The 13802-nt window shown below is 54.0% G+C and carries 14 protein-coding genes; 9 read left to right on the plus strand and 5 right to left on the minus strand.

What is annotated here, in order from left to right; genetic code table 11:
* The first annotated feature begins 166 nt into the window (after positions 1 to 166).
* On the plus strand, positions 167 to 748 hold the full coding sequence (locus MLD66_RS00725; protein ID WP_247215038.1) for a type IV pilin-like G/H family protein: 582 nt from the start codon (positions 167 to 169) through the stop codon (positions 746 to 748).
* On the opposite strand, the gene MLD66_RS00730 is transcribed toward MLD66_RS00725, so the two are convergent.
* The 3 genes from MLD66_RS00730 to thrB are packed head-to-tail and all read right to left on the minus strand — an operon-like array spanning position 650 to position 4130.
* Positions 650 to 1417 carry a type III pantothenate kinase gene (locus tag MLD66_RS00730; RefSeq protein WP_247215039.1) on the minus strand — a complete coding sequence of 256 codons (768 nt, stop codon included), beginning with the start codon at positions 1415 to 1417 and terminating at the stop codon, positions 650 to 652. The genes MLD66_RS00725 and MLD66_RS00730 overlap by 99 nt on opposite strands.
* Positions 1414 to 3324: a polysaccharide deacetylase family protein gene (locus MLD66_RS00735; protein ID WP_247215040.1), complete on the minus strand. Its 1911-nt coding sequence runs from the start codon at positions 3322 to 3324 to the stop codon at positions 1414 to 1416. The genes MLD66_RS00730 and MLD66_RS00735 overlap by 4 nt, the downstream gene beginning before the upstream one ends.
* Entirely contained in the window at positions 3246 to 4130 is an 885-nt protein-coding gene (gene thrB / locus MLD66_RS00740) for a homoserine kinase (RefSeq protein ID WP_247215041.1), read from the minus strand. Before thrB ends, MLD66_RS00735 begins: the two co-directional genes overlap by 79 nt.
* A gap of 568 nt (positions 4131 to 4698) precedes the next feature.
* Here thrB and sds point away from each other — a divergent pair.
* From sds to MLD66_RS00765, 5 genes are all read left to right on the plus strand, one after another.
* Positions 4699 to 5664, plus strand: a complete 966-nt coding sequence (gene sds / locus MLD66_RS00745; protein WP_247215042.1) for a solanesyl diphosphate synthase — start codon at positions 4699 to 4701, stop codon at positions 5662 to 5664.
* A 69-nt stretch (positions 5665 to 5733) separates the two neighbouring features.
* Complete coding sequence (locus MLD66_RS00750; RefSeq protein WP_247215043.1) at positions 5734 to 6408, plus strand: DUF502 domain-containing protein; 675 nt, start codon at positions 5734 to 5736, stop codon at positions 6406 to 6408.
* Positions 6408 to 7013, plus strand: coding sequence for a transcription antitermination factor NusB (gene nusB, locus MLD66_RS00755; protein ID WP_247215044.1), 606 nt, complete (start codon positions 6408 to 6410; stop codon positions 7011 to 7013). Before MLD66_RS00750 ends, nusB begins: the two co-directional genes overlap by 1 nt.
* 167 nt (positions 7014 to 7180) lie before the next feature.
* Entirely contained in the window at positions 7181 to 7822 is a 642-nt protein-coding gene (locus tag MLD66_RS00760) for an alpha-ketoglutarate-dependent dioxygenase AlkB (RefSeq protein WP_247215045.1), read from the plus strand.
* Positions 7823 to 8761, plus strand: a complete 939-nt coding sequence (locus MLD66_RS00765) for a hypothetical protein (RefSeq protein WP_247215046.1) — start codon at positions 7823 to 7825, stop codon at positions 8759 to 8761.
* A gap of 49 nt (positions 8762 to 8810) precedes the next feature.
* On the opposite strand, the gene MLD66_RS00770 is transcribed toward MLD66_RS00765, so the two are convergent.
* Positions 8811 to 9755: a DUF1848 domain-containing protein gene (locus MLD66_RS00770; protein ID WP_247215047.1), complete on the minus strand. Its 945-nt coding sequence runs from the start codon at positions 9753 to 9755 to the stop codon at positions 8811 to 8813.
* Between the two features lie 193 nt (positions 9756 to 9948).
* On the minus strand, positions 9949 to 10371 hold the full coding sequence (locus MLD66_RS00775; protein WP_247215048.1) for a hypothetical protein: 423 nt from the start codon (positions 10369 to 10371) through the stop codon (positions 9949 to 9951).
* A gap of 585 nt (positions 10372 to 10956) precedes the next feature.
* Here MLD66_RS00775 and rpiA point away from each other — a divergent pair.
* From rpiA to MLD66_RS00790, 3 genes are read left to right on the plus strand one after another with little or no spacing between them, the layout of a single operon-like run.
* Positions 10957 to 11667, plus strand: a complete 711-nt coding sequence (gene rpiA / locus MLD66_RS00780) for a ribose-5-phosphate isomerase RpiA (protein ID WP_247215049.1) — start codon at positions 10957 to 10959, stop codon at positions 11665 to 11667.
* 46 nt (positions 11668 to 11713) lie between these two features.
* On the plus strand, positions 11714 to 12736 hold the full coding sequence (gene plsX, locus MLD66_RS00785) for a phosphate acyltransferase PlsX (RefSeq protein WP_247215050.1): 1023 nt from the start codon (positions 11714 to 11716) through the stop codon (positions 12734 to 12736).
* Between the two features lie 2 nt (positions 12737 to 12738).
* Complete coding sequence (locus tag MLD66_RS00790; RefSeq protein WP_247218869.1) at positions 12739 to 13722, plus strand: beta-ketoacyl-ACP synthase III; 984 nt, start codon at positions 12739 to 12741, stop codon at positions 13720 to 13722.
* Positions 13723 to 13802 lie beyond the last annotated feature (80 nt).

Below are 13802 nucleotides of genomic sequence, written 5' to 3' on the forward strand. Positions count from 1 at the left end.
AGGCTCATTAGGGACAATCACGGAGGGGACAACGGCTGGCTCCCCGGCATATTTCCGTAATTCTACGGTATTAGTAATTTCTATCGAAAAGCCTGTAGTGAGCTACAAGCTGTCTGGGTAATTTAACGGTGAGTGATGGGAATCACAGTCAAGCGAGGATCGCTTTATGTCCACCCTTCTCCTCCTACGGTATCTGCGCACCCAACAGCGTCAGCGGATTGGTAACGGCGGCTTTACGCTGGTTGAACTTTTGGTGGTGGTGGTAATTATTGGGATTTTGGCGGCCATTGCCCTACCCTCGTTTTTAGCCCAGTCGGCGAAAGCCAAACAATCCGAGGCGCAGGTAACGCTCAACGCCTGGATCAAGGGGCAACAGCTCTATCGCTATGAATACGGTCATTTTGCGAAATTTAACAGTTTACCCATAGGTATGCCTGCGGATACCAAAAACTACAACTATGTAGGTGGCGGCGGGGACGAAGACGTGAATCAAGATTTTGTGACCTTGACGCCTTTCACGAAAGACTCGGCGCTCAAGCGATATTCAGCGGGGGTCGAGTGGGATGTGCTGGAGGTGACCTTGCCCGATGGCACAACGGAGCGGAAGTCTATAGATGCGCCGGTTTTGTGTGAAAGCATTGCCCCTAGTTCAGGTATTTCGGTCGCCCCGAATGTGAATGGGGCAGGGGATGGAACCCCGCCAACTTGCCCCGGCGGTTATGTGAATATTTTCCGTCCAGGGAATTAACTCCCCCAGGGCACGCAACAATAAATCCGGTTCCCAGATCAGGTTCATGGCTTCGTCCTGCAGATGTCGCCACAACCATGCCCCATCGCCCCCAGTGATCACCACCTTGCCAGCCCATTGCCGCAGGTAAAACCGCAAGCCCGCCAGGAGTGTATAAGCCATCCCGCCTTGCATCGCCTGCACCGTATCCTTTGCCCACACGGGGGGTAAGGTCTCCGGCCAGTTCACCAAGGGTAACGCCCCTGTCCCCTGATGCAGACCTTTACATTGTAATGTCAAACCTGGCAGAATCGCCCCGCCCATGAACTGCCCCTGAGCATCCACCGCACTAATGCTAATCGCCGTCCCCGCATCAATCACCAGCACCGGCGTCCCGTAGAACCGACGGGCACCCCAGGCCGCCAACGCCCGGTCCACCCCTAAGGTCGGATAAACCCCTGGCAAGGGAATGTCTGACAAAGTAATTACTTGCACATGGGGATAGGTCTGCCACATCTGCACCTGCGCTGGCACCGGGGAGACCCCATAGACCGGCCAAACGCAATGGTTTTGTACCCAAGTCGTGGTGGGACTATGCCAAGGGGTGTGCCAGGTGCGTTTTAATTGCCCGTTGCGCCACCAACCCCAGTGATAACGGCTATTTCCGGCGATCAGCCCCAGGACATTCACGGGGTACCAGGGGGCAAAAGTAACACCGCATGGGGCGTGGGACGGGGTTCGTAGTACGTGTACCGTTTCCCCTGGTAAGCTAAGGCGGCACTGGCCCCCGAATCCAACATCACCGCCTCCCGAAATCCCGCCTGCGCCAACACCCGCCCCAGCCGCACCGAATCCACCCGATTGGTGGAAATGCCAATCATGGGCTGGCCGCTCTGGTTCAACCCCCAGAACGCCCGGTGACGCTCGGCATCAAAGCCATACAACGTCCCAAAACTGGCGGTATCCCGGGGCTGTCCGTCCTTGACCAACCAGGCAGAAGCCACAAACAAATCCGTGACCCCCGGCACCTGCGCCTGCACCCCTGCCAAGGTGTTGTGTTGCAGAGGGTCAAAGGGCAAAAATTGCACCGTCTTGGGCGTAATCACCACCAAGGGTCGCCCCTTCAGCTTGGGATTGTCCCCATTGCCGCCGGGGATAAATTGCCGGGTATTTTGGGCGTACACCGGCCCAATCATCACATTGGACGTCAGGGATTCCAGGGAGAAAAACCCCCCATCCACCACCGCCGTCGCCCGGGGTTCCTTCTGCAAAAATTCCTCCACCTGGTAACGGGAATCCGCATGGTAGGTGACCGGCCGCCCGCCGCTGACCAGCACCAAATCCACCCCGTCAATGGTCGTGCGTTGCAGGGCAATGGGTGCGCTAAAATCCACCCCCGCCAAGGGAGCCGCCGGTGCCGCCCCTCCCCAGACCGTATCCACCAAACTCGCCAAACGGGATTGCCCAAACCGCTCAATGGTCAGCAGGTCCCCCGATTGCCCCGCATAAAATTCCTCTCCATTCCGCATCGTAAACGCCGCCACATAGCCCGCCTTTTGGGTAGCCGCCTTCACCCGGTCGTCATAATGCCCCACCGGATAGGTGAAATAATGAACCGGTTTGCCCAATTCCCGCTCCAAAATTTGCTTCGATTCGCTCAATTCCCGCTCCAGGTCGCTATCGCTCAAGGGACGCAAATCCAAGGGATGGGTGACGCTGTGGGAGGTAATCGTCACCAAGGGGTCTTGCGCCATCTCCCGCAACTGCGCCCAGGTCACCTTGGGTCGCCCCGCCGTTTGCCCAACCCCCTGGGTGTAAATGGAAAACGCCGCCGGGTAATTGTACTTTTTCAACAGGGGATAAACGTACTCATAATGCCCCGCATACCCGTCATCAAAAGTCAGCAAAATCGGCTTGGGGGGCAGGGGTAAACCGGTGCGCAAATGGGTGACCAGCGCATCCAAACTCACCGGCGTTAACCCCCGTTCTTGGATCAATTGCAAATGGTCTGCAAATTCCTGGGGGGTGACATCAAAAAAAACCTGTTTCTCCGGCAGAATATCGTGGTACATCAGCACCGGCACCCGAGCGGTTTTCGCCGCCGCCGCTATCTCCGGCCAGGGGGCTTGCCGGACAAAAGGGATAAGGGAGTCCCCCAAATTCGCCGCAAAGGTAACCGCATCCCACCGTTGTTGGGTCATGGTTTGGGTCATGGGCAGGTGCCAGCAGGTGAGCATATCCAACTCGGTTAATGCCCCCGCTGTACAATCTTCACTCTTACTGTCAACGGATTGCCCCGCCCAGAGGGAACCCCAGCGTTCCGGGTTGAGCACCAGTACCGCCGCCACCCCCACCAAAGCACCCACCCCCAAACCCGCCACCAGGGGAGGCCAAAGGGAACGTTTCCGCTGGATTCGACCCTTCGCTTTGACCATAAAAAACTGCGTGAGAGAATCATGACCCAGAACCCGCCCCCATTGTACGATGTACCGCCAGTTCTGCAAAGGGGCACCGGGATTTAGCCCGCCGTCACCTGCGCCCCCCGCTCGCTCACCTGGGCAATCCGACCCACCGCCGCTATCCCCACCCCTTGCCACGCCTGCACCATCGCCTGTGCCACCCCATCCGCATGCACCGGAGCCGTTAACGCCAACAACGTCGGCCCCGCCCCGCTGATCACCATCCCGTAGGCACCTGCCGCCAGCGCCGCCCGCTCCACCAGGTCATAACCGGGAATCAAACCCCGCCGGTAGGGCTGATGCAAACGGTCTTGCAACCCCGCCCGCAACAATTCCGGCGACCCCTGCTGTAACCCCTGGAGCAAACACCCCAACGCCCCCAGATTCGCCACCGCATCCCGGTAGGGGACATGACTCGGCAACACCGCTCGAGCCTCCGCCGTAGATAAGGCAAACTCAGGAATCGCCAAAACGGGGGTCACTTCAGGATGCCAAGGAATCCCAGCAACGCATTCCCCGCAGGTCAACCGACAGCCCCCCCACCAGGCAGGCACCACATTATCGGGATGCCCCTCCAACGCCACCCCCCAAGCCAACACCTGGGAAGCCGGGAGCGGTTCCCCCAGGAAATAGTGCGCCGCCCGCAGACCCGCCACAATTGCCGTCGCCGAACTGCCCAACCCCCGCGCCAAAGGCACCTCCAATTCCAGGGTTAACGTCACCGCTGGCACCGCCTGACCCAACCGTTCATACACCAGGGCAAAAGCCCGATAGGCTAAATTTTCCCCCGGCACCGTCGCCCCCAAGGTAATGACCGGTTCCCCCCCCGGCCGCAGGGCAAACTGAAACCGGTTGCCAAAATCCAACGCCGCCCCCAGGCAGTCAAACCCCGACCCCAGATTCGCCGTCGTCGCCGGTACCCAGACCGTAACCGCTTGCCCCATCTAGCCCTGGCACCGACGTTGCCGCCGCACCCACAAGCTCAACAAAAGGTAAATGCACCCAATATAACCCGTCGCACCCAGCAAGATTGCCATCGGTAACGGAATGACCATCGCCCCCATCCCCAATAATTATGATGCCTGCACTGGCTCCTCACCCACCACCGCTCTGCCACCTGAACCGCACAGTCAACCACTGCCCGATTCCCACCGTAACCCCTCACTGCCCTTCATCAAAATTTACTAAAATTAAACTTCGCAATCCCTGCTTCCCAGGCAAACCCCCAGAAACAGCGATCACGACATCCGAACCCGTTAAACTTGTACCTTAAACTTAACACAAAGCGGGAGAAATCTGAAAAATTTATAACCGTTTTGTAAAGGTAAGCATGGAAAAGATATCTATCAGTACAATAGCAATCTGACCACCGCCCTGCCATGCCGTTTCAGCCAAGGAAAACCCAACCCAAGTACCCCTTAAACCCCAGGATATTCCCTTCCCAGTGGTCTGCCCCGGGTGCAATCCCTTAGAATAGAGATACATAATGTAAAAAAATGTAACTCAACCGCCATGACTCTTGTGACCGCCCCTTTTGCCCCTGTGGAAGCTGACCTCCAGCAGTTGAGTGAACATTTGCGCCAGTTGGTGGGGGGGCGGCATCCCATCCTCTCCGCCGCCGCTGAGTATCTGTTTGGGGCGGGGGGAAAGCATCTGCGCCCAGCCTTGGTGCTGTTGGTGGCGCGGGCCACGGCAGGGGAGGTGACCCTCCGGCATCGGCGCTTGGCGGAAATTACGGAGATGATCCACACGGCTAGTTTGGTGCATGACGATGTGGTGGATGGGGCGGATTTACGCCGGAATGTGCCCACAGTACACAGTTATTTTGGCAACCGGGTGGCGATTTTGGCGGGGGATTTTTTATTCGCCCAGTCCTCCTGGTATTTGGCGAATTTGGATAATTTAACCGTAGTCAAGTTGCTCTCCCGGGTGATTATGGACTTTGCCGAGGGGGAAATTCGCCAGAGTATGACCCATTTTGACCCGGATTTATCCTTTGAAGATTATTTAGAAAAAACGTTTTTGAAAACCGCTTCCTTGATGGCAGCCAGTTGCAAGGCGGCGGCGGTGTTGAGTGGTTGCCCGGAGGAGTTGTGTGAACAAATGTATCAATACGGGCGGTATTTGGGTTTGGCATTTCAGGTGGTGGATGATATTTTTGATTTCACAGCTTCTACGGCGGTGTTGGGGAAACCGGCGGGGTCGGATTTGCAGGAGGGGAATCTGACGGCACCGGTGTTGTTTACCTTGGAGGAAACCCCGGCGTTGCGGACGTTGGTGGCACGGAAATTCAGCGAACCGGGGGATTTGGAGCAGGCGGTGGCGTTGGTGCGGATGGGCAATGGGATTGAGCGTTCCCGGCAAATGGCGCAGGAGTATGCCCAGGTGGCGGCGACGTTTTTGACGGATGTGCCCCCCTCCCCGGCGCGGCAGTCCTTGGCGGATTTAACGGATTATGTGTTGTCCCGGTTACACTGACCCGGATCATGTTAAGGTCAAGTTCACGATTGCCCAGGCAGTTGTCCATCGGAGAAGGTTAAAGCGTCTATGTCCACGTGGCGGCAGGATTTGAAGAATGATTTGATCGCCGGGTTGCTGGTGGTGATTCCCCTGGCGACGACGATTTGGGCGACGTTTGTGAGTGCCAGTTGGGTGGTGCAGTTGTTGACCCGCATTCCCAAACAACTCAATCCCTTGAGTTTGCCGCCGCTTCTGCAGGATTTGGTGAATTTATCCGTGGGGTTGACGGTGCCCTTGTTGGGGATTTTGCTGATTGGCTTGATGGCGCGCAACATCGTCGGGCGGTGGCTGTTGAATTTGGGGGAGCAGATTTTGCAACAGATTCCCCTGGCCGGGTCGGTGTACAAAACCCTGAAGCAATTGCTGGAAACCCTCCTGCGGGATTCCAATCAGAAATTTCGCCGGGTGGTGTTGGTGGAATATCCCCGCCGGGATGTGTGGGCGGTAGCCTTTGTGACGGGAACGCCAGGGGAGGTGATTGAGCGGTCGTTGCCGGTGCCCCGCCAGGAAACCCTGGTGAGTGTGTTTATCCCGTCCACGCCGAACCCGGCCACGGGCTGGTATGCGATGGTGCCGGAGCGGGATGTGGTGGCTTTGCCGATCACGGTGGAGGAGGCGTTCAAGCTGTTGATTTCCGGGGGTATCGTCAATCCGACCCTGGGAGTCCGCCCGGAAACCCTCCTGCGTTCGGAGCATACCTAATGCAACCCCGCCGGGTGGCTCGGGAATTGGCTTTGTTGGGGTTGAGCCAGGTGTCCCCAACCCGGGAGGTGACCGCCCAAGATTTAGAGGAACTAATTCTGGGGGCGGTGCGGGTATTGACCCAGGAATTAGAAGACACCCTGGAGCAGGCGAGCAGTCACCTGAAACGGGCGTACCAACACATCGAATCCCATCCGGCCCTGACGGAGGCGAGTTTGCGGGAGGCGATGGCAACCACCCGGACAGCGATCAACCACCTGGGGGCGGCGACCCATTTACCGGAGTGGGTCTATTTGGCGGGGCAGGCGGAGGTGCAGGCGTTTGCCCACAAATTGCTGTCCACCTGGCAAAGCCACCAGTCGGAGATTGACGACCTGATGCAACGGGGGATCAAGGGGTGGCAAATCCAACGTCTGCATCGCATGGAGCGGGACATTCTCCGCTTGGGGACGGCGGAATTGGTGTTTCTAGGAACGCCGGTGCAGGTGGTGATGAATGAGGCGGTGGAGTTAGCCAAACGTTATTGCGGCGAAGACAGCCATCGGTTTATCAACGGCACCCTGCGGCAAATTTACCTTTTGCACCAAGATGCCTCCCACACTTGAAAACCTGGTCAAAGGGGATGAGTTGCCCCCGCAGATCACCACTCCCAGAATGATTTGGTTACCCTATTACAACAGTTGCTAGCAAGCATTTTGGTAAAAGAGTATAATTATTGACAGTACTTCACGAAGATTCAAAACAACTATAGAGAGGAAAATGGAGATAAATAATGTTCGAGCAAATCACGCTATGGAGTCAGCAAGCAACCACCAGAGAAGACAGTCCTACCATAGGGAAAGTCCTCTTATCATTAGATGGTGAAGTTGTTTTCTACAAGGGCTTTTTTAGCAATGATGAAAGTGACAAATTCTTTGACAAGTTACACCACGAGACCGAGTGGCAACAAGAAACCATACAAATTTTCGGCAAGTGCACTCCTTTGCCAAGGCTTACCGCATGGTATGGTGATCCCGGTAAAACCTATATCTACTCAGGGATAGAACAACATTCTAAACCTTGGACTCCAACCTTGCTATCTATTAAAACCAGAATTGAGAAAATTGCAAAAGTAGAATTTAATAGTGTTCTTTTAAATCTCTATCGTCATGGAAGGGATGGGGTTGCTTGGCATAGTGATGACGAACCAGAATTAGGACAAAATCCAGTCATTGGCTCGGTTAGTTTTGGTGCTACTCGCCGTTTCTCTTTCAGGCATAAACAAATGAAGGAGCGCAAAATTGATATTGACTTACCTCATGGTAGCTTTTTGTTGATGAGAGGCGAGACTCAGCATCATTGGCAACATCAAATTCCTAAGACCACTAAGGATGTAAGTCCCAGAATTAACCTAACCTTTAGAATAATTCATTAGTTGAACTTACTAAGCTGGAAAGAAGCAATGCAAAAGCTCTATGAAGCTATCCTAAAGGGCTTACAAGAGTCGGGAGGGTTTTATAATGCCCGAATACAGGGTCATTTTGAGAGTTATTTAGCATCTCTTCAATCTTTCGTAAAAAGACTTCGTCAAGCCTATCGTAATAACAGGGTTGCAGTCGATTACTCCAGCACGGACATGCAAGCAGCTTACTTGATTGCATATTATCCTCACTATGTGGAGATGACGCTTAAGATTCTAAAATTACTGTCCTCATATCTGAAATTTAATCAAGAAATTAAAGCCTGCTTCTTTGGAGCCGGTCCTTGTCCAGAAGTCGCTGGTTTGACTCAATTCTTAGCCGAGCAATTTCCAAAAACCAAGCGACTAGTTGCCAATGTTTACGATATTGCTTCCAATACATGGACTCCAAGCAGGAATATCACGCACCAATATGTTATCCCACAGCTCTGGCAAGGGCAAGTAGAACTAAACAGCTATAGTCTAAATTTGTGTGCAAGACAGTCCTTTCAAGGCATTAGATCGAGTCTTGAAGGAGCTGATCTTTATATATTCCAAAACTGTTTAAATGAACTCGGTGATACCCTACCCGCTCAGGAAAATGTCAACTTTTTATTCGATACATCTTCTCAGGGAAGCATAATCATTATCGCAGACCTTCAGTACGGTCAAAATCATACCTTTGTTCAAGTCGTAAGAGAGATGATTAATAGGAAAAATGATTTTAAGATTCTTGCGGATGAAAGAAGATTAGCGATCCGCTGTTCATTGCCCCCGCTAATGGTGCGACGAAACTTATTAACCGACCCGTTAGGTCCTAGTCTTCTAAGTCCCCGTGTCAACGTTAATTTCTTAGTTTTAGCCGCTCGCAAGAATAAACAAGCTTATAATTATTCCGATGATGTCCCATTCTGACACCCTCATAATCATAAAAAGTATCTGACGATACCTTTTCACAAGAATATCAACTGGTGAATAATTCCAATTGTTTCTGCTGAGAACTATCTTTGCTTTCATGCCACCCAATCAAGGATGGCGAGCGAAAATCATGCTTTTTGTTATTTTCTTCTGATTTCTTGAAGTCTGTAGTTGCATAGCAGTACTGGCAACCAAACAAGCAAGAATCATACATACCAATATCTTTACTTACCACACATCCACAAGCTTCTCTTTGAGCTGAATCCTTTTTGTGGCTCACGGCTAAATGAAATACTCTTTCAATGTATTCATCATCTATACACTTACCTGGAAGAATTCCATAAGAACTAAAATCAATTGCTTCAGCACAACTAAATATCTCCATGCCATTTGAGTGAGCTATTTCCGCTAGAGATGGTAACAACTTGGTAAGTAAATGCTGAGAATCAGCTATATTTACAATCTTAAGGTTATATGTATTTTCAACTTCTCGCAATCGCTTGTTATTTTTTGCATAGCCATCCATTATACTAATAACAGACCTACGAGTGTAGCCTGACAGTAAAGCCGCAATTTCTTTGTATGTTTTGATATGAAAATCAATACCTGTAGCATCGCTCAGCACAATAGGATCGTATCTCCATATAACCCGATCCGGGCTCACATAATTAGCTAGCTTTTGAAAAACCTTGACAGCAGAGGTGTATGGCGGACTTTTAGTATCTAAGAAGCGGGGATTATTCATAAGTGTAAACTGAAAATAATACTTATAGCCACGCTGGTCTAGCTCTTCTAAATGTGGAATTAAAGGAGCGGGATTCCTCGACCAAAAAACAATCACATCTACATCTTCTGGCTTTAGGGATATGTGTGAAACCTGATTCTTATTAAATGGATTCGGCACTGTGCAGTAACCGGCACGAATTCTATTGATAAACCACTTGGCGTAAAAAGCCGGAATATCAGTGCGACGACTTGCGCTGATAATCATAACATACCTACCATTTCATCTAAGAACGAAGTATTTCATTTAAGAAAAATAATAACGCAAGTCGAGAAAATTAGGATGTATGTACAGAAAAACTTAACTTTATCTGTCAGTCATAACATGACTATTTAATCAGGATTGTTGCATTTATTCACTAAGCACCTGAGATGGCCACCAGTGCTCCTGAACACCCCGGTTAACGCCGTACCTTGGCACTAAAGCCCATCGCCTTAAACTGACTCAACTGGAGGGGTGCGGGTTGCGCCGCCGGTACCATCAAGGGCAGATGAAACTCACTCACCCCCGGCGGAATCTGCTCAATGGTTCCCACCCGTCCCCGATTGGGCAAAGCCGGTTCCCCGTTGGCATCGTAAATCCGCCCAAACACATCCGCATCGTAAACCGTCTTGTTGGTGGGATTTTCCGCCTGCCCCGTCAGCCAATAACAGCGGGCCGGGAGGGTATTGCCCCCACTGGTCACGGCTCCAGCCGCCAAGTCCGCCGGACAGTCCTCCACCTGCAAATGGGACAACCGCACTTCCGTCAGCGCATCGGCGGGTTGGATGTGCCCCCACCCAAAGACCAGAAGTGCCACCAGCGCCACCAGGAAACGTAACACAGGGATCACCGCAAACGCTATCTCTAGGGTATCAAAATTGGGAAGCGGCGAGAAATTAAACAAATATCTCCTCCAGTCACAATCTGCAAAGAGTTATCACAATCATGTAATAAGGGTTGCCAAGGGGGGAGGGGATTTTTTATCTTGATAGTAGGCACCTAGGAAATACCTCCTGAAAGTCGGATCGAGACGCAGGTGCCCCGGTCGAGATCCAACCCAGTTCCGATCCAGATTGAGTCTAACCCGTGCTAAACCAATGGATTGCTGGTTTGGTTGGGTATTCCAAAAGGTTCTGAGTTCGGTGGCAAGAGATGAGGGCGGTGTAACCCAGAGTTCTTGGTTGGCTCAAGCGGGTTAAGCCCTGGAGATGGGTCTGGATTGACCCAGCCACCATCAGAAGAGCAGGATGCGGAAGTGGGCGTGTTGTCCATTACATTCACACCTTAGTTCACCAAACACATTCTGAATACCTTGATGATCTCACCCTGAGGGTTTGGCTCCATGCGACAGCCAAGCCCTTGTTGCGTTATGGGGCATTTTGGGGCAATTTTAGGGTAGGCTGGGGGTAGTGGTGGAGGTGTGGTGATGGTGGCATCCCCGGAGTTGGTGAAGCAGGCGAAACAGGCGGTCGGTCGGCAGGCGGCGCAGTGGGTGCAATCGGGCATGGTGGTGGGGCTGGGGACGGGTTCGACGGCGGCATTTATGATTCAATCCCTGGGGGAGCGGCTCCAGCGGGGGGAAATCCAACAGGTGCGGGGGATTCCCACCTCCTTTCAGGCGACGGTGTTGGCTCGGCAAGCGGGGATTCCCCTGACCACCCTGGATGAGGTGAGCGAGATTGACCTGGCAATTGATGGGGCGGACGAGGTGGACCCCCAGAAAAATCTGATCAAGGGCGGCGGGGCGGCGCACACCCGGGAAAAAATTGTGGATAGCCTGGCGAAAGAATTTATCGTGGTGGTGGATGGCTCCAAGTTGGTGGAGCGGTTGGGCAGTACGTTCCCTGTGCCGGTGGAGGTGTTGCCCCTGGCGGTGGTGCCGGTGATGCGCGCCTTAGCCAAACTGGGGGGGGAACCGGAAATCCGCATGGCGGTGAAAAAGGATGGGCCGGTGATCACGGACCAGGGGAATATGGTGGTGGATGTGAAGTTTACAGCAATTCCTGACCCAGCCCGCCTGGAAGCCCAAATCAACAACATTCCTGGGGTGTTGGAAAATGGCTTGTTTGTGGGTTTAGCGGGGCGGGTGCTGGTGGGGGAAGTGGTCAATGGTCAACCCCAGGTGCGGGTATGGTGAGGGGAATTCTGATAAAATGCTTAACCGATGTGCTGGTGATGGCGGCATGGCGGTAAAACGGCCCCGGATTGCGGTGGATGCGATGGGTGGCGACCACGCTCCCGAAGAAATAGTGACGGGTGCCCTCCGGGCGCAGGCGGAATTGACAGCGGATATTCTCTTGGTGGGTGACCCCGAACGGTTGCACTCCCTGTTGGGGGCGCATCAGCACCGGATGACCCTGGTGCCCGCTCAGGAGGCGATTGGCATGAGCGAGGAACCCCTGACGGCTTTGCGCCAGAAACCGGATGCCTCGATTACGGTGGCGATGAATTTGGTGCGGGACGGGCAGGCGGATGCGGTCTATTCGGCGGGGCACACGGGGGCGGTGATGGCGGCGGCATTATTGCAGTTGGGGCGGTTGCCGGGGATTGACCGACCGGCGATTGGGGTTTCTCTGCCCACCCTGCTCCCGGATAAGTCGGTTTTACTATTAGATGTGGGGGCGAATGTGGACTGCCGCCCGAAGTTTTTGAACCAATTTGCCCTGATGGGTTCTATTTACAGCCAATGTGTGTTGGGCATTCCCTCGCCCAAAGTGGGTTTGCTGAATATCGGCGAGGAAGCCTGCAAGGGGAATGATGTTTCCGTGCGGGCGTATCAATTACTGGCGCAAAATCCCCAGATTGAATTTGTGGGGAATGCGGAGGGGCGGGATGTGATTTCCGGTGCCTACGATGTGGTGGTTTGTGATGGATTTGTGGGGAATATTTTGCTGAAATTTGCGGAGGGGTTTGGGCGGGTGATTGTGCAACTCCTGCGGGATGAATTGCCCCGGGGCTGGCAGGGTCAGTTGGGGGTGCCCCTCCTGCGGGGCAATTTGCGGCGGGTGAAGCAACGCCTGGATGATGCGGAACACGGGGGTGCGCTCTTGCTTGGGGTGCCGGGGGTGTGCGTGATCGGTCACGGCAGTTCCCATGCCCCTTCGGTGTTCAATGCCATCCGGCTGGCCGCCGAAGCGGTGGAGCAAGGGGTGGTGCAACGGTTGCAGGAACAGGTGGGTGCCCTGACCCGGCGGGACGGTCGTTAGTGGTGCCGGGGGTGCGTTGGGCGGGAACGGGGCGGGCAGAGGTATCCCCGGTGCTGGATAACCACCAGTTGAGCCAGTTGGTGGACACCAATGACGAGTGGATCACGACCCGCACCGGGATTCAGACCCGGCGTTTAGTAGCGGCGGGGCAAGGGGTGACGGATTTGGCGGTACAGGCGGCGGAAAATGCCCTGACGGCGGCGGGCTTAACCCCTCTGGATGTGGAGTTGATTGTCCTGGCGACTTCGACCCCCGATGACCTGTTTGGTTCCGCCAGTTTAGTGCAGGAGCGGTTGGGGGCAAAACGGGCGGTGGCTTTTGACCTGACGGCGGCCTGTTCCGGGTTTGTGTTTGGGGTGGTGACGGCGGCGCAGTTTTTACGCACGGGCACCTACGGGACGACCCTGGTGATCGGGGCGGATGTGCTGTCCCGCTGGGTGGATTGGCAGGACCGACGCACCTGTATTTTGTTTGGGGATGGGGCGGGGGCGGTAGTGTTACAGCCCAGTCCTGAGGAGCATCTCCTGGGATTTGAATTGCAAAATGATGGCAGTCAAAATGCCTGTCTCACCCTCACCTACCAGGGGCAACCGCAACCGTTGATTGATGAATTGATCGTGCATTCCGGTAGCTATCAACCCGTGTGGATGAACGGTCAAGAGGTGTATAAATTTGCGGTGAAACGGGTGCCAGAGGTGATTGAAAAAGCCCTATTTCGGGCGGGGCTGGACAGTCAGCAGGTGGATCATTTTGTGCTTCATCAGGCGAATCAACGGATTTTGGATGCGGTGGCGGCAAAATTGAGCGTACCCCCCACCCGGATGCTCAGTAATTTGGCGCATTACGGCAACACCTCGGCGGCTTCCATTCCCATCATGTTGGACGAAGCGGTGCGGGATGGGCGGATTCAGCGGGGGCAGACCTTGGTGCTGGCGGGGTTTGGGGCGGGTTTGACCCTGGGTGCCGTCGTCTGCCAGTGGGGGTAAATTACCTTGGTTTTTTGCATCTGGGAAATCGCAGAATGCCCATCTTACCCAGAACCAAGGGCGGGGCTAACTGTGAATTG

This window comes from Synechococcus sp. C9, from assembly GCF_022984075.1.
Classification (GTDB): domain Bacteria; phylum Cyanobacteriota; class Cyanobacteriia; order Gloeomargaritales; family Gloeomargaritaceae; genus Gloeomargarita.